Source organism: Bacillus sp. OV166 (assembly GCF_900177675.1).
Taxonomy (GTDB): domain Bacteria; phylum Bacillota; class Bacilli; order Bacillales; family Cytobacillaceae; genus Neobacillus.
Genome location: NZ_FXWM01000001.1, coordinates 397,242 through 422,356, shown reverse-complemented (window position 1 = coordinate 422,356; position 25,115 = coordinate 397,242). Strand labels below are relative to the sequence as shown.

Annotated in this window: 27 protein-coding genes; 4 read left to right on the top strand and 23 right to left on the bottom strand. The window is 38.7% G+C overall.

Annotated features, from left to right (window positions below):
• Positions 1-56: 56 nt before the first annotated feature.
• The 13 genes from CCK98_RS02210 to CCK98_RS02150 all read right to left on the bottom strand — a co-directional run bounded on the left by CCK98_RS02210 (position 57) and on the right by CCK98_RS02150 (position 10,273).
• The gene (locus CCK98_RS02210; RefSeq protein WP_088085095.1) at positions 57-1,142 is read right to left on the bottom strand and encodes a DNA sulfur modification protein DndB; all 1,086 of its coding nucleotides are present in this window, start codon (positions 1,140-1,142) and stop codon (positions 57-59) included.
• A complete protein-coding gene (locus CCK98_RS02205) occupies positions 1,135-2,220 on the bottom strand; it encodes a DNA sulfur modification protein DndB (protein ID WP_088085094.1) in 1,086 nt (361 codons plus the stop codon). Before CCK98_RS02205 ends, CCK98_RS02210 begins: the two co-directional genes overlap by 8 nt.
• A 345-nt stretch (positions 2,221-2,565) precedes the next feature.
• Positions 2,566-4,248 (bottom strand): DUF2075 domain-containing protein, encoded by a 1,683-nt coding sequence (locus tag CCK98_RS02200; protein WP_088085093.1) that lies wholly within the window; start codon positions 4,246-4,248, stop codon positions 2,566-2,568.
• Between the two features lie 10 nt (positions 4,249-4,258).
• On the bottom strand, positions 4,259-4,588 hold the full coding sequence (locus CCK98_RS02195) for a nucleotide pyrophosphohydrolase (RefSeq protein ID WP_088085092.1): 330 nt from the start codon (positions 4,586-4,588) through the stop codon (positions 4,259-4,261).
• 26 nt (positions 4,589-4,614) lie between these two features.
• Positions 4,615-6,021: an MrcB family domain-containing protein gene (locus CCK98_RS02190; protein ID WP_088085091.1), complete on the bottom strand. Its 1,407-nt coding sequence runs from the start codon at positions 6,019-6,021 to the stop codon at positions 4,615-4,617.
• A gap of 149 nt (positions 6,022-6,170) precedes the next feature.
• On the bottom strand, positions 6,171-6,371 hold the full coding sequence (locus CCK98_RS02185; protein WP_088085090.1) for a hypothetical protein: 201 nt from the start codon (positions 6,369-6,371) through the stop codon (positions 6,171-6,173).
• Positions 6,372-6,377: 6 nt separating this feature from the next.
• A complete protein-coding gene (locus CCK98_RS02180; RefSeq protein WP_088085089.1) occupies positions 6,378-6,647 on the bottom strand; it encodes a hypothetical protein in 270 nt (89 codons plus the stop codon).
• Entirely contained in the window at positions 6,644-6,865 is a 222-nt protein-coding gene (locus tag CCK98_RS02175) for a hypothetical protein (RefSeq protein ID WP_088085088.1), read from the bottom strand. The genes CCK98_RS02180 and CCK98_RS02175 overlap by 4 nt, the downstream gene beginning before the upstream one ends.
• Before the next feature lie 96 nt (positions 6,866-6,961).
• Entirely contained in the window at positions 6,962-7,369 is a 408-nt protein-coding gene (locus CCK98_RS02170) for a hypothetical protein (RefSeq protein WP_088085087.1), read from the bottom strand.
• Positions 7,369-9,009: a hypothetical protein gene (locus CCK98_RS02165; protein ID WP_088085086.1), complete on the bottom strand. Its 1,641-nt coding sequence runs from the start codon at positions 9,007-9,009 to the stop codon at positions 7,369-7,371. The genes CCK98_RS02170 and CCK98_RS02165 overlap by 1 nt, the downstream gene beginning before the upstream one ends.
• Positions 9,002-9,847, bottom strand: coding sequence for a bifunctional DNA primase/polymerase (locus tag CCK98_RS02160; RefSeq protein WP_088085085.1), 846 nt, complete (start codon positions 9,845-9,847; stop codon positions 9,002-9,004). The genes CCK98_RS02165 and CCK98_RS02160 overlap by 8 nt, the downstream gene beginning before the upstream one ends.
• Before the next feature lie 5 nt (positions 9,848-9,852).
• Positions 9,853-10,065: a helix-turn-helix domain-containing protein gene (locus tag CCK98_RS02155; protein ID WP_088085084.1), complete on the bottom strand. Its 213-nt coding sequence runs from the start codon at positions 10,063-10,065 to the stop codon at positions 9,853-9,855.
• 19 nt (positions 10,066-10,084) lie between these two features.
• A complete protein-coding gene (locus CCK98_RS02150; protein ID WP_088085083.1) occupies positions 10,085-10,273 on the bottom strand; it encodes a hypothetical protein in 189 nt (62 codons plus the stop codon).
• A gap of 131 nt (positions 10,274-10,404) precedes the next feature.
• On the opposite strand from CCK98_RS02150, the gene CCK98_RS02145 reads away from it, so the two are divergent.
• Positions 10,405-11,400, top strand: a complete 996-nt coding sequence (locus CCK98_RS02145) for a CGNR zinc finger domain-containing protein (RefSeq protein ID WP_088085082.1) — start codon at positions 10,405-10,407, stop codon at positions 11,398-11,400.
• Complete coding sequence (locus tag CCK98_RS02140) at positions 11,400-12,611, top strand: tyrosine-type recombinase/integrase (RefSeq protein WP_088085081.1); 1,212 nt, start codon at positions 11,400-11,402, stop codon at positions 12,609-12,611. Before CCK98_RS02145 ends, CCK98_RS02140 begins: the two co-directional genes overlap by 1 nt.
• A gap of 107 nt (positions 12,612-12,718) precedes the next feature.
• On the opposite strand, the gene groL is transcribed toward CCK98_RS02140, so the two are convergent.
• Positions 12,719-14,353 carry a chaperonin GroEL gene (gene groL / locus CCK98_RS02135; RefSeq protein WP_088085080.1) on the bottom strand — a complete coding sequence of 545 codons (1,635 nt, stop codon included), beginning with the start codon at positions 14,351-14,353 and terminating at the stop codon, positions 12,719-12,721.
• 56 nt (positions 14,354-14,409) lie between these two features.
• Entirely contained in the window at positions 14,410-14,697 is a 288-nt protein-coding gene (groES, locus tag CCK98_RS02130) for a co-chaperone GroES (RefSeq protein ID WP_026565252.1), read from the bottom strand.
• A 353-nt stretch (positions 14,698-15,050) separates the two neighbouring features.
• Here groES and CCK98_RS02125 point away from each other — a divergent pair, with 353 nt between their 5' ends.
• The gene (locus CCK98_RS02125; protein WP_088085079.1) at positions 15,051-15,773 is read left to right on the top strand and encodes a CPBP family intramembrane glutamic endopeptidase; all 723 of its coding nucleotides are present in this window, start codon (positions 15,051-15,053) and stop codon (positions 15,771-15,773) included.
• Positions 15,770-15,973: a YdiK family protein gene (locus tag CCK98_RS02120; protein ID WP_088085078.1), complete on the top strand. Its 204-nt coding sequence runs from the start codon at positions 15,770-15,772 to the stop codon at positions 15,971-15,973. The genes CCK98_RS02125 and CCK98_RS02120 overlap by 4 nt, the downstream gene beginning before the upstream one ends.
• Before the next feature lie 51 nt (positions 15,974-16,024).
• Here the strand turns inward: CCK98_RS02120 and CCK98_RS02115 are convergent, their stop codons facing one another.
• The 8 genes from CCK98_RS02115 to dcuS form a co-directional block, all read right to left on the bottom strand.
• Positions 16,025-17,539, bottom strand: a complete 1,515-nt coding sequence (locus tag CCK98_RS02115; RefSeq protein ID WP_088085077.1) for an MDR family MFS transporter — start codon at positions 17,537-17,539, stop codon at positions 16,025-16,027.
• A gap of 12 nt (positions 17,540-17,551) precedes the next feature.
• Positions 17,552-18,262, bottom strand: coding sequence for a cytoplasmic protein (locus tag CCK98_RS02110; protein ID WP_088085076.1), 711 nt, complete (start codon positions 18,260-18,262; stop codon positions 17,552-17,554).
• A 15-nt stretch (positions 18,263-18,277) separates the two neighbouring features.
• Positions 18,278-19,003 carry a cytoplasmic protein gene (locus CCK98_RS02105; protein WP_256942227.1) on the bottom strand — a complete coding sequence of 242 codons (726 nt, stop codon included), beginning with the start codon at positions 19,001-19,003 and terminating at the stop codon, positions 18,278-18,280.
• Between the two features lie 6 nt (positions 19,004-19,009).
• Complete coding sequence (locus CCK98_RS02100) at positions 19,010-19,633, bottom strand: YhbD family protein (RefSeq protein WP_088085074.1); 624 nt, start codon at positions 19,631-19,633, stop codon at positions 19,010-19,012.
• Between the two features lie 193 nt (positions 19,634-19,826).
• The gene (locus tag CCK98_RS02095; protein WP_088085073.1) at positions 19,827-21,041 is read right to left on the bottom strand and encodes an NADP-dependent malic enzyme; all 1,215 of its coding nucleotides are present in this window, start codon (positions 21,039-21,041) and stop codon (positions 19,827-19,829) included.
• A 120-nt stretch (positions 21,042-21,161) separates the two neighbouring features.
• Entirely contained in the window at positions 21,162-22,508 is a 1,347-nt protein-coding gene (locus tag CCK98_RS02090) for a 2-hydroxycarboxylate transporter family protein (protein ID WP_088085072.1), read from the bottom strand.
• Between the two features lie 117 nt (positions 22,509-22,625).
• Positions 22,626-23,333, bottom strand: coding sequence for a response regulator (locus CCK98_RS02085; protein ID WP_088085071.1), 708 nt, complete (start codon positions 23,331-23,333; stop codon positions 22,626-22,628).
• Complete coding sequence (gene dcuS, locus CCK98_RS02080; RefSeq protein ID WP_088090253.1) at positions 23,311-24,930, bottom strand: DcuS/MalK family sensor histidine kinase; 1,620 nt, start codon at positions 24,928-24,930, stop codon at positions 23,311-23,313. The genes CCK98_RS02085 and dcuS overlap by 23 nt, the downstream gene beginning before the upstream one ends.
• Between the last annotated feature and the right edge of the window lie 185 nt (positions 24,931-25,115).

The window sequence follows — 25,115 nt, the reverse complement described above, 5'->3', positions numbered from 1 at the left end:
TTTATGCATCCACTGAAAAAATAAAAATATAAAAAATTCACCTGATTGAACGCCAATCAATCATTCAATAATTTAAGTGCTCCTTCCTCTTTCTCTAGGATTCGCAACAGTTCCCTCTCCACATTCTCAATGAATAGGTGAAATTCGTAAGGAGTATTTGCCCTAGAAACTAACATGTATGGGCGCCATTCGGGATTTTTGGTAGTCCAATTCACATCCCTTAACTCTCCTACTACTTCTTCCCAATTTACAATCCAACTGAACCTCTGTGTATTTTCAGTCATAATTCTTTTATGGCAGTAGAGAGCGATGGCATTTTGCAAAGGATTATGCCCTAGCATATATTTCAGAACATTGCCTGGTTCTGGCGGCATGACTTCTATAAGTACACGGAAAAAACGTTCTAGAAAACTGAGCAGTTCATCATAATACTCCTTGATCAGATGTTCATCTTTGGAACTCGGCTCCTTCTTCCCGAATAAAAGCAGGCTGATAAATTTCTTTAACCGAACGCTAGTAGTGAAATGAGTACTTGTCGGCCTAACCAGTCTGCTTTTGTTAAACTCTACCCTAATTGATTGCAAAGGTTTTGAAATATTATACAACTCCTTCACCAACACGTTCATTAAGTCCCTTGTATCATAATTGGCAATTAGCGACATCGATACTCGTTTGGAATTCGAATTCATATCCGCGAATAAAGTTTGTTCGTCTAGGATTGTTAGGCCAAAATACAATTGCAGGGTCATATCACTGTCTAAGATCCTTTCCTTCTTTTCTTCACTGAGCCCTTTTGAGGTCGTATACTGTTCTAAACTTTTGATCCTGTGCTGCCCATCGATCACGACAAGCTTGCATCCAGCTGGGACTACGAGTTCCATCTTCTCCCGGTCATAGTAACGGGTAGGATCTTCCGGGAAGGTACAGACGATGGATGGCAAGAAGATCCCGATATCGGTTTCAAAGCTATCAACGTATTGAATGATTTTAGGTATCCGGTTGTAGCTGAGGTCACGGTTAATGCCCGGATCAATACGGTATCGAGTAAGGATATCCCTCACTTTGATCTGGGTCGTCATCAAGGCCTTTTTTTCATCCTGGTCAATGACCTGTATGCTGCCTATCAGTCTAAAATCATCCATTGAAACCTACCTCCCCTAATTCCTTTTCTAAAAATCCAGCAATGATGGTGCTTCCACGGGCTCCATTTGAAAAGTTGTATCTTTTTGTTGTCTGTTTGTAGGGAATGCCTAGTGTCCTGAAATCTTTGTTCCGATGAGACCAATCCACTTTCTTTATAACCGTGTCAAAGAGGCGTTCCATTGATAAGGGTGGATTCTTTTTCCTAGCATGATGGATAAATAAGGCGATTCCAAACAGGACGCTGGGGATAAAAACAATGTATTGCTGTCGGTTTAAGGCATTCTTTGGGGCATACTTAACGAGCAAGTTCAGGAATTCCTCAGTATTCTTCCTATATTTCTGAATATTCCCCTCTGCGAGTCTCCCAGTTGTCATCGCCGTATAGAAGACTCCTTCATTCAGCGTGATGATCAGATTGTGCAATGTGGCTGCGGTCATCAGTTTGGTCCTTGTCGTTTTACTCCGCACTTCGAATTTATCTTCGGATATCGAGTGATGGTTGGCGATAATTTCTTTGGCGAGTTCCGCACACGGGTTATTCTGTTTGTACATCACTAGCAGTGTGTTACTCACTTTGGAGGCTTTTGTGTTTACGTCCGTAAAGAGCTGTTGTTCCTGCTGGATAGAAAGATCCGTGAAGATTTGTAGGGTTAATGGGAAATTTTTTGCTGTGTGTAATTTCTGTTTGCTGTTGGCATCCTCCCTGGTCTCGAGCCTTTTTATCACCATTTCGAATGCAATGATACGATGTTGGCCATCCAGCACAATCAGTTTGTCATCAAGATTTAAGTGGTATTTATAGCCGTCATCAGTAAATTTCCCTTTCCCTCTTGATGAAAATATTAAGGGAGGGAAATAGATGTTGTTCCCATCGAGCCCGAATTGGATGTATTTCTGGATATCTGTTACATGCTGTTCAATTACATCCCTCTGAACTTCCCTGTCGATCTCGATAAACTTCAAGACCTGTTCGGCTGTGCATTGCATAGAAATCACTTCTTTCCCGAACTGGTTGCCCCTGAGGGCGTTGAACGTCAGATAATGGGGTGCTACGGTTAAACCCTTTAAATTTGCCATTACTTTCTTCACTCCCTTTCCTTTGTCTGGGTCATTTCTTTCTGATTCCTCTTACTATCCATTTTATGGGTATACCTAGGAATTAGAACTATGGTTCCAGTCCTAATTCTGTGTGTTTACTTCCTTACTTAGAATTAGCCAAATAATATATAATGTGTTCCATGGTCAATTTGAGGTCAATAAAAAAGGCACCCTTTTGTAACATTTCGGATGCCTTTCTTTCAAAAAATTTTTTCACTGTAATGGTTTTGATTCGTTTTAAAAAATGTAGGTTTTAATACTTTCAGTGGTCAAATTTTGAAAAGAAGCCTCCTCATTCTAGGCGGCTCCTTCTTATGTCTATTGCTATTGACTGATACTCACAATTTCCTTCAAGTATCTCTTCATATTGGGATTTGTTGCGAATACGTAACAGCCGTTTATACCACGGGATAGTAATACGTAGTAAATACGTTTGATATAAGATTTTAGTTCTTCGTTGTTTAAGTCAGTGCCTTTAATTGGAAGACCGTTCCGATCTTTATATCTTTCCGGGTTTACTTTGATTTTTGCTTTGCTTAGATCATAGTCTCCTTTTACTTCACCAGCATAATCACAGTCAATTTCATCTCCAAAGATGACTCCAACGTAGTTTAAATCAGCACCTTGAATTGTATGGATACACCCTATTTCCTCTACACTATTTTCTTGATTAATCCAACCTTTTGTTTTTGAGTTCCATTTAAATTCATCACCTGTAATAGGATCTGTGATATCGTGTAGATTTTCATCATTTTTCGTTGCCCATTCCCAAGAGTATCCTGCAACAACGCGGCATAGATCATGTTTTTCGTTTAATGCATTTATAGTATTGTACAAGTCCGAAATGGAATCCATCACTTTAAAATCATAGCCTTTTAGTAATCCTTTTTCATAGACAGCCACATCGTTTGCAATCTGTAAATATTTTCGTAACCATGCTAAATATTGGTCCCCAGACTTCAAACGAAACTGTTTGCGTAAAATGTGCTTTTTATAATCTGCTGTCAGTTGTTTAAAGTGATCGGTATCTATATCCGCTGGACGAATAGTTTGATACTGATCATACACAACTGTTAAATGATAGGCATAATCTGAAATCAATTCTAACTCAGTTGTATGACCATCTGCTGTAATCAAATGTTTCAAATCCCGAGCTTGCTTACCGAAATATTGCTTTAGACGGTGCGCTTCATCAACAAAGACATATTTATATTTATCACCTTTCCCTTTTGCCTTTTTAACGAATTGTGAAGGTGATAGCACTGTAATGCCATGTAAACCAACTTTTCTAATTAAGTCTTTATATGAACTTAATGAATGGTTTTGAGGAATAACAAGTGCCACATCTTCACGATCCAGACCATCACGATCCTTTCCAGTTTCTTGGTCATAAACGAGCGCATATAGGATATTCGTCAATACTATTGTTTTACCTGTACCTGGATCTCCAGTAATTAAGTGTCGGCTTTCTGATGTAGTAATCATCGCATCTAAGATGTCTTGACAAACTTCAATTTGATTAGCAGAGAGCACCTTAAATGGTGAATATTTATAGATAAATTTGTTATGAATCTCCTCTAACCGCTCGCTAGCAACTCCTTCGGCAATGAGCTTATCCCAAATTTTCACGAACATGTTATTCACATCTTCAATTCCGTTATAAGAATGAATATTCTGTCCTTTAATTTTATTGAGCAGATTGAACTTACTATCAGCCAATAAATAATCAATTAAAAGGGTTTCAATGTGTTTAATAGAGCTTGCATTAAATAATTGACTTTTAATAATAATGATTTCATTAAATGTTTTACTTGTATCTCTTAAGTGTGAAGAAAACCGACCATGAAAGTCTGTAGTTTCACCCACATATAGATTCTTGTTATCACGCTGAATGTAAACAACTGGTATGGAATCAATATCAAAGTCTATAAAGTCATTTTTTTCAATCTCTTTACGTGTTTTCTTAACTAATTCAAATGAATATAATGCTGATGGAAATAGAGACATTTTTGCCCCCCTAAAATTCATTATATTTTTTGTTATTACCGAAGGATTTTTCCACTGGATATTTTTCCGCGTTCATTTGTAATTTAGAATAAACCACCTCTTCTAAATTGATATCCAACCTATCACACAGAAGAAGTAAATAAATCATTACATCAGCTATTTCTTCCTTTATTCCCTGGAATTTAGCTTCAGTGGCTTCCTCGCTGGACTTCCATTGGAAATTTTCAAGCAACTCCCCCGCTTCAAGATTCAACGAAATCGCTAAATCCTTTGCATTATGAAACTTTCCCCAATCTCTTTCGTCGCGAAATTTTATAACAGCCTCTTTCAAACTATCCACACTTTATTGCTCCTTTCTTTTTAGACTCAGCCCTCAATACCATACATTTTTCGTAGTTCTTTGAAACCTATTTCAACACCAATGGCTTCTAATTTTTCACGTCGGTCATAAAATAACTTTCTTAACATGTTCTCTTTTTCTTCATCTGTACCATGATGGATTTGACGATGACATGTAGGGCATAACGCAAGTAGCTGCGCAGTTCTATCTAAACTTACCTTAAACTCACCCTGATACTTCATCGGCACCAGGTGATGCACCTCTAAGTATCTTTTTCCGGTAACTTTCGAAGTAAATGAAGTATGTGATTCATCGTATGCACACTTATATTCGGATAAACGAAGAGCCTTTGCTGCAACCTGAGCATCTCTTGGCCAACGTTCCTTTCCTGACTTATCAAAAACAGGATCTGGCTTTGGCATCGGATTATCCTCTGTATCTTCTTCTTCAGTCGAAGTCCTTTCTTCTGCCTTTACCTCTAATCCAAGGGCCGATTGTATTTTATCCTGAAAATACTCTTCTTGTTCCTGATCTTCTTCTAAATACTGACCATCATCGCTTAGCAATAAGTAGTCATTAAATTGATCTACAGATCTATTGCCCATCATATATTCAATTTCTTTGTATGAAGTCAGTAATTCTTTTAGGTCACTAATAAACTCCTTTGAACTAGGTAAGTTGTTCGCATCATATAGTCGCCCATAAATATGACCATTCTCATACCCTTGCGCTAAATCCCCTCGTCCTCCTAAGGTGATTTCTGTTGCAGTCATATTAAACGGTGCAGTATTTAACTTTCTCCTGATAATGTCTGCAGTCGACTGTATTTTTTCACGCCCCAATTTAGTGCCATACTTATTCTTAAAATAAGTCCAGCCCTGGTTAAGGGATATATACACACCGCTCATATCCGCTTTAAACAAGTAAACGATGTAATAACCCCTTGTAGCTGTTGTAGTGATGTCTTTAATAAATATTGAAATCCATGGAATCTCAGCCCATTGCCCTTGCCCAACTGAACCAACTATAAAGAAACGATTCTCATCTAACCCTGCCTCTTCTACAATCATGTTCTTAATAACATTTCGTACATGGTTGCCCATTTTGTGGTTCTTAAACAACTCAGATCTTGCTACTTGATAATTATCGAGTATATATTTTAGAGCATCTCGAAAACCTAGCTCACTTTCTCTTTGGTGGGTATTCCTTTCTATCTCTTCGAATGATCGATTGAGCATTGTATCAATTGATACCCCAAAATAGTCCGCTACCTTAACTAGAAATTCACTATCTATCCTCTGGTCCCCACTCTCCATTTTCGAAAGAGATGTAAAAGGAACGTCTAGATCTTCAGCTAATTCTCTCAACGTTAGCCCCTTCGACTCTCTATACAAGCGTATAACCGATCCCACATATTCTCTAAACTCAGTCATATCAATCACCTCAACCTTATTATGATATTTATCATATCAGCAAGTTCCATAAATTTCAACATGTGTTTTTCGATTTTAGAAACGAAATTTAAACAGATAAAGTAAAAAGAGCCTTCCAGCTCGTGCTGGTTGGCTCCTCATCATGTTTCTTATATTTTTCTTTCTTCACGTATCTTCTGCTTAGAAGATCTGATAAAGCACTTACCCCGTTTTAACCCTTCTTTAAATATTTCAGTTTGCTGTGTAAGAAGCTTATTTGTAATTTCGATATTCTTATTTAAGAGTTTTTCTATTTCTACTGGGGTAAAATATACAGTTGCTTTAGGTATTCTTATTTTGATGTATTTCATTATTAATCACGTCCAAATTTTTTGCCTTAGGTCTTCCATACAGAGTAGTATTTTTTCTACACTGCTTCTATACGGCTCTGTCCATTCCTGCCAATCGTCTACACTTTGATTAACTTTACACTGTAATCGGAATAACTGCCTTATACATTCGCGGTACTCATGACAATTGTTAATTAACCAGTCACTAATAATATCTTCACCAGAATTCTCTTGCAGTTTCCCTCTCTCATCAATAAATCGTTTTTCAATTTTAGCAAGACGCAATTTTAAGCTCAACCTCCATTAGCTCCTAACTGCTCCTCTATAGCCCTAATTCTTTCATCTAACTCTCCTACTTCCATAGCTTTAATAATACTATTGGATAAAGTTGCAATAACCCTAGCACGGTCAATAGTTGGAGGTTCTTCAAGCAACAATTCATTTATTACTCTTGCTAGCATTCTTCGAACATCTTGAGGTTTTATTAGTCTAATTGTTCCTTTACTAACAGCCATATTAATTACCTCCTAACAAAAAAGTGATAATAGCAAGCCCTCCAGACATTTTTCTTATACAAAAAGTGCTCTTTATCGCTATATTCTTATACCATTTTATTTATATACTCGTTGCCAGTAATCTACATAACCTTTCGCCTTTAATAGAACATGTTTAAATGAAGAATCAACACATATTAACCTTATATTTTTAGAACTAAATCTTCCATTTATAAAAGTTTCCCTGTAAACTTCCCACCTTTCACCCATCTGCTCTATATATATAGTTCGTGACTTATTCAGCGAGCAGAAGTACAATTCACCAGGGACACCTATAATGAAACCCGAATCTTTTGCCTGATTATCTCTATATAAGGCATCAAGTATTATTCTTTTATTCTCTTTAATTTTTTCTTTTAATGAGGACGGGAGGGAGTCAATATTCATCACTCTGATATATTCTCCTTCTGCTTCCAAAATGCATCCTGTACCTTCCGCTGCCTGAATATATTTATATGCCCTCATTATATGAGTTCACTTTTCTCATAATTAGATAATGGTGGGATTTTATATTCATTATCTACATTAACGTCAACCTGGTTACGGGTATCGTGGCTTGAAACACTTTTATTCCCATTCCGCTTAACACTATCTACTACCTGATTGCTAATTGAAGTGTTCGGTGTAGATAATGACGATACTCCACCTGTTTTTTCTAACCTCAATGTTGCACCTTTTTGAGTACGTCCTATATCAAAAAACTCAATTCCTTTTGTTCTAAGCCCAGGTGCAATTCTCCTTAGGCGCTCTTTTAGCTTCCTATCGCTTGGCCAAGCCTTGCTGTATTTCGTTCTTTCATCTATATATCTACCTAATTCAGCGACGGTTTCTGCAGCTGTCCCTTCCCAACTAATTCTCGTTTGCATAAATACCTGTACCGCAACAGCGACCGGATCAGAGTCCAAACCTTGATCAATAGCTTCATTCCTATTTTGGGTATAAATAGTTAAAAACTCACCCGCTTCCCACTCTAAACCTTTTTCCGCAGCTGTTACCCACTGGGCAAAATCAGCCATTCTAGGCTTATCTTTTAGCTTTGTGCTTGGAAGTTCTTTAATTGCTTCGCTTAAAACATTTAGGAGTGCACCTAAGATACGGGCATGTGATTTTTCGAAATTTTCCCAGAAAGTTTTTTCGTCAGTGCGTTTTTCTTCTTTAATAGATGGTAAGGATATAACTATCGCGCGGTCTAACAAATCTTGCCTTTTAGCTATATCGTCAATACCGTTTAATATAACGGGTCTTATAATATTAAAAACAGCTTCTTCATCATCACTATATAACTTTCGGGTGGCAAGCCCACCACCAGTAGAAAGTTTACAAAGTGCATCACTCATCATATTCGAGAGACCCGAGAGGTTATCAAACGCAAGTACCCAAGTATTTTTCGCTGCAATTGATAAATCACGTTCTTCCTTAGGCAAATTTCTTAATGGCATTTGAGAAGGATCAACAATTGCTCTGATCACTTTTGTTGTTGTACTTTTGGCGCTACCTTGCTCTCCTTGAATATTCAGAAGTGGATATGGTATCCCTGGCCTTAATGCAGCAAGGATCCAGGCGACTATTAGCTTCCAATCGTCCTCATATTGGAAGTTAATAAATTGCTTTAATTCACCTAGGCTTCCGCCTCTTACTGGCCTAGGAAGTTCTTTTACGAGATTAGAACGTACAAATTTACAAGGTGGGTTACTTATGACTTCCCATCCATTTTCATCTACTTTGACTACTTCCCAGTTTTCGTTACAAAGATCAATGTATATAACATTATCTTTTTCAGCAATACGAGTGAAAACAGAATATTCCTTTCCTTCAAACAACGCTTTAGCATTCAGTACATTTAAAGCATCTGTCATCCCCTGACCTCCTGCAGCTTTACCATATTCCTCAAAATATTTCTTTGTTAACCATAACTTGAATCCACTTCCTTTCAATGGCCAAGTTTCATAATGATCCCTAACTTTAAAGGTGGCATAAGTTTCTTTTTCCTTTGTGTGAAACACCTCAAAACCTGTGGCTAATCTAATTAGTACCTGGGATTGGGTTTCTTTTTCCTCTTTTTTATCCTCGTTATCTTCAGCTAATTTTCGAAGATTATCATCCATGATGCCCCCCCTTTCTACGTCGTTCCAGTTCTATTCCTGCCACACTATTAACAATTGTATAAAGTTCATTCTTGTTAAGAGGGGGCATGTTCTGATCATTCCACATTTGAATGATTTTATATGTGACTAAAGGGTCAATGTATCTCCTTAATAGGTATCCAGTTATTTGGGTAGCTGCTATATTTCTCTCTCCTTCTCCAACCCCCTGAAAGAGATTAATCCAGTATGATGCCGGCCTTTTATCATGGGTTTTTCTCTCTCCTTGAATTAGATCTAGTAACCATTTGGGGATATCTACGATCCCAACATTCAGCGGGTGGTTTGACAAATCCCATTCATAAACTTGTCCTCTTTCATGAAGTGATGGAGCTACTACTATATAACCGCCATCGCCTCTAATATCAATTCCTGGTAAGAGGTTTGACCGATTCCTTATGTAACAAGTAGGTTTAAATAATATATGGCGACCACCACCACCTGTAACTGCTTCTACTGTTTTAGGTAAAGGTCTATATTCGTGTATTAATTTAATCAGTGACTCTTCTCCACCATGTCGGGGGTCAATATCTACTGCGATCAAACTACTTTGTTTACCGGTTGCGATTCCAATATTAGCTTCCGGCCATTGCACCCACCAATTTGATATTAAATTTAAGTTAATAGTCGCTTCTTTAAAACCTCTGTTAACTCTTGGATGCTTCCCAATGCTAGTACAGTTTGGGTTCTGACAAGAACAATATTTATCCATTGGTTCATAAATTGGAAAAACAGCCCATTTAAGTTTGTTAGCATAAGCTATAGCTGCTCTTCCATTTTGTGATAATGCAGAAAAATTCATTTCCTTTAAATCTCCCTTCTGCTATTACTTTTCTGATCTTCTATCCATTGAAAAAAATCTTTTTTATCAACCCGCTTTGATAAACCAATTTGAAAATTGCGTATTCCACCTACTTCTTCTCTCATTTGTAGTAGTTCATATACACGACGACGAGAAATACCCAAATAATCAGCAATATGTTGCGCCGTTAAAATATCGGGAAGTTTTTGCTCAACCATCTATGATCTCTCCTTAAAGTCAAATATTTTGCGCAGACTTTAGCTGCGCAATAATTTCTAAAATTTCTTTCTTTTTTTCCGAAGAAATTTCATTTCGTAAAAGACGATAGAAAGAATTCTCATGAATACCCAACTTCTCAGCAACCGCCCAATTTGGGATAGATCCTTTAGCTCTTCTGATATCTTCATTTCTTTGATAAAAATTCATTACTTTACCTCCTTAGTTGTTATAGGTTGGAGTTGGTGTTATAATCTTTACATTACATTTTGTTACGATATATAAATAAAAATACTAAAGATATCGTAACAATAAGTAACTATTTTTTGGAGGTGAGTTATATGGATTACTTTTATCCACTAACAGAAGCAAACACAGAGATAGACGTAGTACCTGTTGAGTTAGTTAATGTTGAGAACTTGGAAAAGGAAATAGTTGAGATTGGAGGTTTTTCTGAAGAATTCTTAACTGAAAGTATCAATAGTTGGCAAAAAGGAATGAAAATACTTGTAGATCGTGATATATCATTAGCACTAATGTTAAACACATCCAAAACAGACCCTCACCAAATTATTTTTAATACAGAAGGTCTCATGAATGAATTCGCTACCTTAAAAACTTTTAAAGACATTGAATCATTTTCAAAAAAATATGGCCTATTAGGGATAAAGCATCCTGATTTGAATCATTTATATAGCCCCCATCCAGTATCTCAATACACTAAAAAGGCGTCTTATATCTTTCATACTTACGGTTTTAGCGTTTTCGAGCCAATAGAGCTATGGCTTTGGCACATACATGAGGTTCAAAAAATTTTAAGGTTATATGATGTTATCAGGAATGAAAGTTCCGAAGAGCAGATTAGAGAGATTATTGAGATAAAAGATCCCTTTGAACATGATCCATCAGATATTTACTTTGAAAAGATTCAGATTAATAAACCGTTTAATGTTCATTGGACTACTGGAGAGAGAATTTTTATGTTGCCAGAAACAATGAGAAAACAGTCATTATTAGAAATTGGTCAATATACCTTGTCTAAAATCTTAGAGTCACGTCTAAAAGGAGGAATACAAATAAGTGTTAGCGATATTGTTCGTAACCCTCTGACTAAAAGCTTCAAAGTAGTAGAAAGCAGATACACACAATACTTGTTAGCAGCAATTTATTATGACCTATGGCAAATCATCAATGACGACAGAAATATATACAAATGCGCAAATAAAAACTGTGGGTTACCTTTCGTAAAAACAAGACGCAAGAAATATTGTTCCGCTGCATGTAAACAAGAAGCTTATAGAAATAGAAAAAAAGACGAAGAAGGACGTGACATATAATGACTTATTACTATAAACCCCGTTGCAAATGTAAAGGTAAAAAGTGTAGTTGCGGTGCTAGTTGGGCTTTTATTGAGGATATAGGTAAAGATCCTAAAACAGGAATGAGAAAACAAAAGAAGAAGGGAGGGTTTCGTACCAAAAAAGAAGCAGAAGCTGCTGCTGCTATTCTTAAAAATGAAATTAACCAAGGAATATATGTAGAAGAAACTAACTCAACATTCGAAGATTTTGCTTACGAATGGCTTTCCATATATGAAGCAAAAGGAAACGTAAAAGAAAGTACAATTCGTATCAGGAAACACGAAATAAAACGCCTTCTAGACTATTTTGCTAAATTAAAATTAAAAAGTATAACACGACGTCAATATCAAGAAGCATTAAATGACTTAAAGAAAAGAGGCTATGCTCAAAATACAATAGAAGGTGCTAATAGAACCGGTAGGATGATTTTCAAAAAAGCAGTTGAACTAGGAGTATTGAGGACAGACCCCTCTGAATTCACTCATGTACCTAAGAACCAAAAAACAGTTGAAGAAATAGAGGAAAAAAGGGATTTTCCCAAGTATCTAGAGAAAGAAGAACTTAAACATCTTCTGGACATAGCAAAAAAAATGGGATTAGACCATGACTACACTATCTTCTTATTACTAGCTTACACAGGAATGCGTACAGGGGAGCTTTGTGCTTTAAAATGGAGGGATATTAATTTAAAAGAACAAACTATTAGTATTTCTAAAACATATTACAATCCAACTAATAACAGAAAAGAGTACAAGCTACTAACACCTAAAACTAACACTTCAGTACGTATTATTGATATAGATGAAACTGTGGTCAATGAATTACTAAAGCACAAAACCATGCAAAACAAAGCGATCATGAGATATAGAGATGTTTACCATAATCAAGACTTTGTATTTGCTAGTATCGATGATGAACTACCTGGTTATCCATATTACATTAAAAAAATAGAAAATCGTATGAGAAGATTATTAAAACTTGCTGGTTTAAACACTGAACTTACTCCACACTCATTACGTCATACTCATACATCCCTACTAGCTGAAGCGGGTGTAAGCCTACCTCAGATTATGGAACGTTTAGGACATAAGGACGAAGACACTACGAAGAATGTTTATTTACATGTAACAAAAGAAATGAAAAAAGAGGCCTCCCAAAAGTTCAAAGAACTAATGGAAAACCTCTAATTCAGATCCTTATTAGAGAAAATGTTACCCTTTTGTTACCCTTAGGTAATTTCCAAAGTATATAAGGAGCTATAATCCCTTATCTCAAAGAGATTCTGGGGACATGATTACATCATGCCGCCCATTCCACCCATACCGCCCATGTCAGGCATACCCATGCCTGAGCCAGCTGGTTCTGGTTTGTCAGCAACAACTGCTTCAGTTGTTAAGAACATAGCTGCTACAGATGCAGCGTTTTGTAATGCAGAACGAGTAACTTTAGTTGGGTCAACGATACCAGCTTGAATCATGTTTACCCATTCGCCGTTCGCAGCGTTGAAACCAGTACCGATTTCTTCACGCTTTAATCGGTCAACGATAACAGATCCTTCAAGACCAGCATTGTGAGCAATTGTGCGTACAGGCTCTTCCATCGCACGTAATACGATGTTGATACCAGTTGCTACATCGCCTTCAGCTTGGATTTCAGCAACTTTGCTGTATACGTTAAGAAGGGCTACACCACCACCGGATACGATTCCTTCTTCAACCGCCGCACGAGTTGAGTTCAAAGCGTCTTCGATGCGAAGTTTGCGCTCTTTTAATTCAGTTTCAGTTGCAGCACCAACTTTGATTACTGCTACACCGCCAGCTAATTTAGCTAAGCGCTCTTGTAATTTTTCACGGTCAAATTCAGAAGTAGTTTCTTCTAATTGAACACGGATTTGGTTTACACGAGCTGCGATTTCAGCAGAATCTCCTGCACCTTCAACGATTGTTGTATTTTCTTTTGTAACAACAACTTTAGCAGCACGTCCTAGAGAGCTAATTGTAGTTGTCTTAAGTTCGCGGCCAAGTTCTTCAGTGATTACTTCCCCGCCAGTTAGTGCAGCGATATCTTCAAGCATTGCTTTACGACGATCGCCAAAGCCTGGAGCTTTAACAGCAACTGCATTGAATGTTCCGCGTAGCTTGTTAACTACTAGAGTAGAAAGTGCTTCACCTTCAACATCTTCAGCAACTAATAATAGCGGCTTACCTTGTTGAACTACTTGCTCAAGTACAGGAAGGATTTCTTGAATGCTAGCAATCTTCTTGTCAGTAATTAAGATATATGGATTTTCTAAAACAGCTTCCATTTTATCTGTGTTTGTTACCATGTATGCAGAAGTATAACCACGGTCAAATTGCATACCTTCTACTACATCCAATTCAGTTGTGAAGCCTTTAGACTCTTCAATAGTGATTACGCCGTCGTTCCCAACGCGCTCCATTGCTTCTGCAATTAATTGGCCAACTTCTTCATCAGCAGCAGAGATGGAAGCAACCTGTGCGATCGAAGCTTTGTTTTCGATTGGTTTAGAAATTGCTTTTAATTCTTCAACAGCTGCAATAACTGCTTTTTCGATCCCTTTACGGATACCCATTGGGTTTGCACCAGCAGTTACGTTCTTTAAGCCTTCGCGAATCATCGCTTGTGCTAGAACTGTTGCAGTAGTTGTACCGTCACCGGCAACATCGTTAGTTTTGCTTGCTACTTCAGCAACAAGTTTTGCACCCATGTTTTCGAATGCATCTTCTAATTCGATTTCTTTTGCGATAGTTACACCATCATTTGTGATTAGTGGTGAACCGAATTTTTTCTCAAGAACCACGTTGCGTCCTTTAGGTCCAAGAGTAACTTTTACTGCATTTGCTAGAGCATCAACACCACGAAGCATTGCGCGGCGTGCATCTTCACTAAACATAATCTCTTTAGCCATTGTTTAAAAACCTCCTCATATCTTTTAAGTTCTTTGTATTTTTTTAAGTAAAAATCTTAAGCGCCAACGACAGCAAGAATATCAGATTCGCGTAAGATTAAATATTCTGTTCCTTGGTATTTCACTTCTGTACCGCCGTATTTTGAGAAGATAATACGATCACCTACAGAAACTTCAAGTGCTACACGCTCTCCGCTTTCAAGTACGCGGCCAGTACCAACGGCAACAACTTTTCCTTCTTGAGGCTTTTCTTTCGCTGAATCCGGTAATACGATCCCGCTTGCAGTTTTTTCTTCTGATTCAACAAGCTCAATGATAATACGATCACCTAATGGTCTTAACAAATCAAACAACCTCCTCAAAAATATATGTAATTCTGACTTATTAGCACTCTCTACGAATGAGTGCTAACACAATTATTATAATAATGAATCTCAAATTTTTTTGCAAGTGTGAAGCATAAATTTTTCTAAAAAAAATAATCCGATTGACAACCTTATAAAGTATGTGAAAAACGTCATTTTCTATACCCATTTTTTTTAAAAGTCTTTCTAAATTGAAACATAGCCAGTTTTAAGAGTAGAATGAAGAATAGTATATATAAAGGCACGAGCGATTTGACTCCCTGTAAAATGGATGATTATAAATTGACTATTCGTCAAAAATATAAAATGGAATCTAAAGGAGACTAGATTATTTGAAACGGGAATATTGGATAATCATTATTGTTTACATCGCGATGCAGTTTTCTAGCCTAATCGGGATACCCCTATTTTTGTTTGGCTTTAAAAACTTTGGGATCAATCAAAGTCTTGCTGTACCTTCCTGGCTTCTAGCTAGTTTTACGATTGCCTTATTACTCATTATTTTTATATTACGGAAAGAAATGAACAACCGAGGCTTCAGCAAAAAGGGCGGTTCTTTCGGTCATTCGGTGGTATGGGCCATTTCAGGAATCTTCCTTGCTTTAGCTGCCCAGTACGCCGCCGCAATCATCGAGAACCTATTAGGCATCAATATGGGGTCTGAAAACACAAAGGATATTCTGAAGATAATTGAGGCTTTTCCCTTAGCGATCATTGTCACGAGCATCATTGGACCAATCCTAGAAGAAATCGTTTTTCGAAAAATTATTTTCGGAGCTCTTCATCAACGATTTAACTTTTTTATCTCTGCTCTTATCAGTTCAGTCATTTTTGCCGCGGCACATATGGAGTTTCAGCACATTCTGCTATATTCGGCCATGGGCTTTACGTTCGCCTTTCTTTATGTAAAAACAAAATCCATTTTCGTCCCAATATTTGCCCATGTCACAATGAACACCTTGGTGGTCTTGGTTCAGTCGGTGTACAAAGACGACATTGAGAGGCTCCAGCGAGAAGCCGAGGCGGTTCAAAACTTTATCGGAGGATTTCTATGAGACGTTCACCTTTGTTTTCCGGATTAATTTACTTTTTGCTTGGCGGGTTGTTTACTTACTTTGCCATTGATAATGTTCAAAAAAATGGCTGGGGGTTTTTCAGTTACCTCCTCGTCCTATTAGCAACCTTTGACTTTGGCTCAGGCGTAAAAATGATTATCTTTCACTTTAAATACAAAGATAAAATGAAAAAGAAATAAAACAAGGTGTCAGGCACCATGTGAATTTTTCACATGGTGCCTGACACCTTTTCATTTTGAAACCTCTTTTTTGTGAATCACCATACGCTCTTTCCCTAGGATAAATATAAATAGGAAGGCTAGACCTGCGGGTACGAGTGCCCATGTAAATGTGTGGACGATGGAACTTGAGAGTGCATCTGTAATTTTATCGAGAATTTGTGGTGGGATTAATTTTCTTGCTTCCTCCGATAATAAGGCCCGCGAATCTCCGAAACTTTGACCCTTAGGAATCGGCCCCATTCCAGCAAAAGCATTTTCCAACCCTTCTTTGAGATCACTTCGTTGGATCGTACCAAAAACGGTTATCCCGATCGTCATTCCTAAGGAACGAATAAAGTTACTAGTGGATGTTGCTGAGCCCCTTTGCTCGATTCCAAACGGATGAATCGCTGCCATACTTAACACAGAAAAAGAAAAGCCGACGCCTAAACCAATTATAATCATGTAAAGCGTCAACACCGCTCTGCTTGTTTCTGGTGTAATCGTACTCAATAACAATATGCCGCCAATCAAAATAACTCCGGAGATAAACATAATATTTCGATAGCTCATCTTCGTTGTCAAAAAACCGCCCGCTTGTGCGGTAACCACGGAGCCAAGCATCATTGGCAATAATATTAACCCTGAATTGGTGGCAGTCCCGCCATATACCCCTTGCACAAAAATCGGGATGTAAACCGTAGCTGCCATAAATGCAGCACCGTAAAATAAGCCAACGATTGTACTGCCTGCAAACAAGCGGTTTCTAAACATGGAAAAGGAAATAATCGGATCCTTTGCTTTTGTCTCCACAAATAAAAAGATCAAAAATAGAATCGCAAATCCTGCAAACAGGCTGATGATCACGGTAGAATTCCAATCATACTTTTGCCCTCCAAGTTCAAGCGCAAACATTAGACAAACTACGGCTCCGACCAATGTCACGGCCCCCGACCAATCAATTATCTGCTTTTTGTGAATTGGAGATTCCTTATAGGCGATAGTAATAAAAATGAGTGATAAGATCCCTAGTGGCATATTAATGTAGAAAATCCAATGCCAGCTGATATAGTCTGTTATATACGCACCAAGCAATGGACCAAAAATACTCGACAATCCAAAAACGGCTCCGAACAAGCCCCCCATTTTCCCGCGCTTTTCAGGGGGAAACAGGTCAAACATTATCGTAAAGGCGATTGGGACAAGAGCCCCACCGCCAATCCCCTGAATCGCACGATAAATGCTTAATTGCGTGATCGTTTCAGCAGTACCGCACAAAGCGGAACCCACCATAAATAAAATCAATCCGAAAATAAAGAATCTTTTTCGACCGTACATATCCGATAACTTACCGAAAATCGGCATCCCTGCCATCTCAGCTACCATGTAGGCAGATACGACCCAGACAAAGCTCTCCAGACCACCAAGATCACCGACAATCGTACCCATTGCGGTTACAACAATCGTATTATCCATCGAGGCCATCAAAATCCCCAACAATAACCCCGCAACAACCAATCCTAATTTGCCTTCTTTCGTCACCATCACATTTCTCCTTTATATCTTTGTCGTCGTTTTTATTGCCGCCTTCGGATCGTGTGAGAAATCATTCCGATACTCCACCACTCCTATTTGGCAGCCAGGTCCAATTTTCACCTTGTTGCCCCGAACAATATCAGCCTTGGTATTTTCAAGGTAGATATCATCCCCTTCAATGACTTTTGCACTTAGGGATCCTGCCTCTTTTCCAAAGGGGAGTAATGAGTTACTTCTTTTTTTGACGGTTATTTTTCCGCCGCCGATTTCCTCAGCAGAGCTCTGCCCAAAACGCAGACCAACCTTAATTGTATCCGCCGTCAGTAAGCCTTTGATCTCAAATCCGCCACTAGAGTCGAACGTCTCATACTCTACATCGCCATTTACTGCGATACTTCCTTTAATGTTTGCTTCATCCCCCGTAAGACTTTCGCCGACTTCCAGCAATCCGAAAATTTTTATCCTTTTTAAAAGAGCATTGCCACCGACCATCATCGTTCCCATGATCAGTGTTTCCTCTGCATCCATATTCCCTTTGATCTCTGCTTCACCAAATACTTTTACCGAGCCTGTTTTGACATTCTCGACGGCCTCACTCGTACCATAGACATGGAAAGTCGAACTCTCCACAGCATTGACAATCGTCCCTTCCCCTCGAATACTGATTTTATCGTAACGGCCGCCAGGATAGCTGCCCGAGCCATTGATAATAAGATTTTCACTCATTTTCATTTTTCTTCCCTCCTTTTAAACCTTTCTGTTCTCGGTAACAATTGCCTTTTTATCCATCGAAAGTTCCTCAGTATATTCCACTAGACCAATTTGACAATTTGGACCAATCCACACCTGGTTCCCACGAACGACTTTAGCGATCGTATTTTCAAGTTCAATTTTATCCCCTTCAATTAATTCCGTTTCAAGCTGTGGTTTAAAAAAGGCCTTAAGCAAATTACCGACTAAGGATCCCTTCGCCTTTACCGTAATCGTTTGCCCGCCGATTTCCTTCGCTTTACACTCTCCAAACATCTTTATGTCAACTTGGTCTGCATTTAGAAGTCCGCCAATCGTAAACTGCGATTCAGCTTTAAAAATTTCAGCCTCACAATCCTCACTGACCGTAAATGCCCCCTGAATTTTTATTTCCTCACATTTGACCCTGCCGCCAACCGTTGCTTTACCGGAGACCTTTAATTTTTCAGCTGATAGGTTTTTGTCGATCCTTGCTGATCCATCAATCGATATAATTTGACTCTCGATATTCCCGCTGAACCTCGCATGCCCGTTTACTTTTGTTTTTTCAGAAATGACATTTCCATTGACGATCCCGGAACCATTACAATCAAGTTCCACGCATTCTAAATCATTGTTAACCGTCCCTCGGCCATTTAATGTGACAACGCGGAACTGTCCCCCATTGGATGCACCGAAGCCATTAATAACCAAGTCTCCCCTGCTTTTCGTATCCATCATCATTCTCCTTTATAATAATTTCGCTTTAATTTCTTCCATGCACGTCATTAGCGACAAAGCGGCTACCACTTTCGTTCCGCGTTCAAAATGAAATTCTTCTGTATTAATAAGTAACAGACATGATGACATGCCAAGCTTTCTGGTAATCACCAATTCACAGCTTTTTTGCTTGATTACCCCGGCATGATCCCTTAATACCTGCAAGACCATTTTCCCTTCTTCCAGGTTAATTTCACCCGACTGAAGTAGCTTTTCTAAAATAAATACTTCGAGCATACGTGTAAAATTAAATTGAAGACTGCCCTTTTCTTGTTCTAAGTAAAAATCGACAACTGTTGTCGAAACAATGTTACGTTTCACTAATTCGTCTTTGGTGTAATTTAAATTCGTTACATTAGGTGAAAACATGTCAGCAAGTTCATCCAAGGATAAGTTTTCTTTCATCGTTTGGATTTTTTCAATTCTTTCTAAGACCTTTTCCTTTGGAAAAAAAGTTTCTTGACCCGTAAACGTTGATTTACGCACAAACCATTCTTCCGGAATGAGATCTTTTCGTTTCCATCTATATAGCTGTCCATAGGATATTCCGGCCAATTCTAACAGGTCTTTCTTTGAGATTAACTCCTCGCTCATCATAAAAACCCCTTTCTAAAAACAATGTAACATAACACTGTTACGTATGTAAAGTGCAAATCATCTTCTAAACTTGACTAATTATCTTCCCGCAAAAAAAAGAACCTTTCACTTATTTAGTGAAAAGCCCTTTAATATTAATGATTCTTCTCTTTTTCTACAGTCGGCTAATTTTGCCATTTAACTCCTGTTCTCAAATGATTTCAACTAGTTTTTTGTAGTTGGAGCTTTTTCGTGCTACTCCCGATTCAATCGCTGCAGTTGAAACAGCTGCAGCCACTCGATCCCCCACACGAGAATCCAAGGCGTTAGGAATGATATACTCCGCACGAAGCTCCTTATCCGATACAAGACTTGAAATGGCGTAAGCTGCTGCAAGTTTCATTTCCTCCGTGATGTCGGTTGCCCTTACATCGAGAGCACCACGAAAGATTCCTGGAAAGGCGAGCACATTATTTACCTGATTAGGATAATCAGAACGGCCTGTACCGACTACTGCTGCACCTGCCGCAAGCGCTTCTTCCGGATAAATTTCAGGCACTGGATTTGCCATTGCAAAAACGATTGAATCTTTATTCATGGTCCTGACCATATCTCCCGTTAAAGCCTTTGGACCTGAGACACCAATAAAAATGTCGGTGTTTTTAATCGCGTCTTGAAGGGTTCCATGTATCCTGCCTAGGTTTGTTCTCTCTGCTATTTCTGCTTGCCGGTCGTTCATCCACTCTTCGCCTGGACAAAGAATTCCCTCCAGGCTTACTAACGTAATATTCTTAAAGCCCGCTTTTAATAAAAGCTTGGCAATCGCTATCCCTGCAGAACCAGCACCATTTAGAACAACCTTAACCTTATAGATACTTTTCTTCACAATTCTCAGCGCATTTAAAAGGGCTGCTAATACAACAATCGCTGTCCCATGCTGGTCATCATGAAAGACGGGAATGGTAAGTTCCTTTTTTAAGCGTTCTTCAATTTCAAAGCATCTTGGGGCGGCAATATCCTCCAAATTGATACCACCGAATGTTGGCTCTAATGCTTTAATAATATTGACAATCTCATCGACATCTTTTGTACCCAGGCAAAGCGGATAGGCATCAATCCCTGCAAATTGTTTAAATAAAACGGCCTTCCCCTCCATAACTGGCATAGCAGCCTCAGGACCAATGTCTCCTAACCCTAGGACAGCTGTTCCATCTGTTACAACGGCTACTAAATTACCCCTTCCAGTATGCTCAAAAGAAGCCTCACTATTTTTGGCTATGATCTTGCATGGCTCAGCCACTCCTGGCGTATAGGCTAAACTTAAATCATCGGCATTGTTCATTTCTACTTTACTGATGATGCTAATCTTACCTGCCAGCCTTTTGTGGAGCAGCACTGCCTGCTCTTTTATCTTGCTTTCATTCATTCCAACCTTCTCCTTTTGTTCTAATCTAAGATCTAATAGTTAATTCAGGTGACAAGAATTCAATCCATACAATCAAAAAAGTCGGGCTGTGACAAACCGGCACAGCCCGATTTAGGAATATTAGCTTAATAATTTCAGCAAAAGAATAGCCAAAATAACAGTTGAAGCGCCCCCGATTCTTGTTGAAACTTGGGCAAATGGCATCAATGACATCCGATTGGAAGCGGAAAGAATTGCAACATCACCTGTTCCCCCTAAACCACTATGACAGCCTGTAACAATCGCGGAATCGACTGGGAACATCTTCATCAACTTACCTACAAAGTAGCCAGTAGTAATCATTGCCACTACAACAGCGGCACAAACAACCACATATCCTGGGGTTACAATTTTGACTACATCCTTAAGCGGGATATAAAGCATACCTAACCCCACCATTAATGGCCATGTTAAACTTGATGATACAAATTTATATAAGTGATAAGCCCCTTGTTCCATTTTAGCTGGCATTACTTTTATGCTCTTTACAACAGCTGCTGCAATAATCATTAACACTGGTCCAGGAATGCCTAGGAATTTATTCCCCAGTCCACCTAAGATAAAGAAACTACAGGCAATTAACAATCCTGCGCCCATAAGTGGGAAATCAACCGGCTTATCAATCGTTGATGCTTCTGTGATTCCATCGCCGCCTTTTGTCTTCACTAATACTCCATTACCTGTCAGATGTTTCTTTTTCTCCCCTAAGCGTGATAAAATCCCTGCACAAATGATCGCGACAATATTTCCAATCACCGCTGCAGGAATTAATTGCCCTACAAATGTTTCAGAAGATTTTCCGAGCACTTCTGCGTAGCCTAATGACAGCGGCAAAATTCCTTCTCCAATCCCACCACCGATAATTGGAACAACAATATAGAAAAGTGTGTGTTTCATGTCATATCCAAAAAGCAAACCTACTAGAACGCCTGCAGCAACAGATGCTATAGTTCCGACAATAAGCGGTACAAACATGCGTGTGAAGCCTTGAATCAGGACTCTGCGATTCATCCCTAGAATACTTCCTACTACTAAAGTAGAGATATATAGGTAAAGGAAATTGGATGTTTTCATCAACTGGGTAACCGCATTCATTCCAGTCGTGTTAATGACACTAAAATAGACTAATATAGACGGAATCAAGAGTGCTAAAATAGCAGGGCCGCCGATATCCTTCAAAATCGGAATCCTCATACCAAGTTCCCCTAGTAAAATACCCATGACAATAATAACGGCAAAGCCGCCAATCATATCCGCTGGAAGCAGGTTATAGACGGCAGAAAAATAGACAACAGTTGCGATCACGATATAAAGCGGAAGTGGAACTACCCCTACTTTCATACTTCCAAATTTACCTAAAAGTCCTTTTTTCTCTTCCTTTTCCCCTGGAACAACCGTAAGCGGTTGCAACTTTCTAGCTGGCTCCATATGTTCATCCCCCTAACTCTTTATGTTTCTATCATATTTCCAATTAAACCGCTTTCATAGTTTATGTAAATTTAATAAGGTTTTTGTAAATAAAAAAAGTAAGCAGTTTTAGGCTGCTTACAAAAAGTTTTTGATAAGATGTTGTTTCAATCGATTAAATTCATGCTGGTATACGGGTCTTCCCACTGTACCGTAGATTACCTTAACGTCCAGGATTCCAATTTCCTTTAAAAAATTTAAATACTTACGAACCGACACTCGAGAAATCCCGACGACCTTCACCACGTCTTCTGTTGAAAAGGGGGTATTTTTTAACTCTTGAATCGTATCCCAAATTTGCTTAAGGGTATCTTTTGTCAATCCCTTTGGTAAATCTTCGATCACGGGCTTATCCTCTCGGTGCAGAATTTGATGGTCCAAAACGTCTTGGTTAATCACTTGTTGAGTTTGAATAAACTTGGTTTGATCCTTATATGCAACTAATGCTCTACTAAAGCGTTCAAATTCAAAAGGTTTAATTAAATAATCAACGGCTCCGTACCTTAAAGCCTTTTTAATCCGCTCCATATCTGATGCGGCTGAAATTATAATCACATCGGTCTCTTTCTCATTTTCACGAAGGTAGATTAACAGCTCTAGTCCTAGTTTCCCCGGCATAAATATATCCAATAAGATAAGATCGATTTCTAGCCTTTCAATATTCTTAATCGCCTCTTCCACGGATGCGGCCATTGCCATCAAGGTAAAACCATGAATTTGCTCAAGATAGCGTTTATTAAATTCTGCTACCATTGGATCATCTTCAACAATCATTACCCGAATCATTCTGGTCCCCCTCTCCTTCATATGGTATATACACTGTAAAAACGGTCCCTTTTCCTGGCTTTGATGAAAGAATTAATTCCCCTTCCAGCTTCTTAACCGCTTGAGAAACGAGATACAGTCCTAACCCCCTATTTTCACCGTTTGTGGAGAATCCTTTGTTAAAAATTTGGTTTTGCAGTTCTTCACTTATCCCTGCCCCCGTATCTTTTACTTCGATTGTTAAAATATCATCGCCATATTCGAATTCTATTGCTATTTTTTTAACCATACAACCATTCATAGCCTCGATGGCATTATCAATTAAATTGCCAACAATGGTTATGAGTTCGTGTGTCACATCAGAAACAGCGGGCTGCGGAAGAGGCTGCTCACAGGAAACTGATAACTCTGCCCCTGATTCCCTTGCATAACTCAACTTTCCAATTAAAAAGCCAGCTAATACAGGGTCCTTTATCTTTTTTGTCACAAAGCCAATTTCGCTATTTCGATGGTCAACCGTTTCACTGATATATTCGACCACTTTTTCATAATAACCTGTATGGACCATTCCCAAAATAACATGAAGTTTATTCATAAACTCATGGGCCTGAGCCCGGAGTGCGTCAGCATATATTCTAACTCCGGTCAGTTGTTCAGCGAGCACCTGTATTTCTGTTTTATCCCGAAAAGTAGCAATCGCGCCGACTACCTTATTACCAACGATCACAGGGACTCGGTTGGTTAAAATGGTCATCCCATTTATATTCTGCTCTTCATCCAATTCAGGTTTACCAGTTTTTAATAAATCACCCAAGCGAGTAGATGACATATATTCTTCTATATTTGTCCCCATCGGGTTATCTTGCAGGCCTGCTTTATCGAACAGCTTTAAGGCCGCTCGATTGACGAGTGTGATGTTAGACTGTTGATCAACTGCCACAATTCCCTCACGCACCGATTGAAGCATCGCGCTGCGTTCCTCTAATAATTTAGCAATCGCAAATGGCTCAAGCCCAAGTAGGATTTTTTTTATATATCTGGCTAAAATCACGGCCCCGAGAACACCGATTAAGATACCAATCATCGTCCCAATATATATCCCTATTCTGCTCTTATTGACGGCCGTTTCCACATTATCAAGAGAAATCCCAACGGCTACTGCCCCGATCTGTTTCCCAGTTGCATCCTTAATCGGCGTAAAAGAACGTAAAGAAGGTCCTAGAGCTCCTTTTGAAATAGATTCATGCTCTTTCCCTTTTAGTACCGGCCCTTCATCTCCACCCTTGAATTGTTTGCCAACTTCTTTGCTATCAGGATGGGATTTACGGATCCCCCTCATATCCATCACAACAATAAAGTAAACGTTTGTCACTTTTCTCATTTCATTCGCAAACGTTTGGATTTCCTTTACATCCCGTTCTCCACTCATCGCATCAATCACAAGCGGACTATGAGCAACCATTCGCGCCACATTTCTCGCCTTCTCAGCCTGACCTTTTTCCGTCTCCTTAGCAATTCTCGAACTGATAAGTAAATCTGTTATCAAAAGTGAAAAAGTAACCACCATACACACAAAGACAATAATTACCGTCTGTAAACTCCATCTTCCCTTTCTCATATTTCCCTCCATCTTTGAGAAGGCGACAGGCACCATTCTGATTTTCACCTGATGACATACTAACCAACAGGGTAGTAAACGCAAAAAGGCTGCAAAGCATTCTTATGAAAATACATTGCAGTCTAAAAGCTTTCTTTAACTTAGGCTGGTCTGAGGATTAATTTTCAAAGTTAACCATCCTTGCG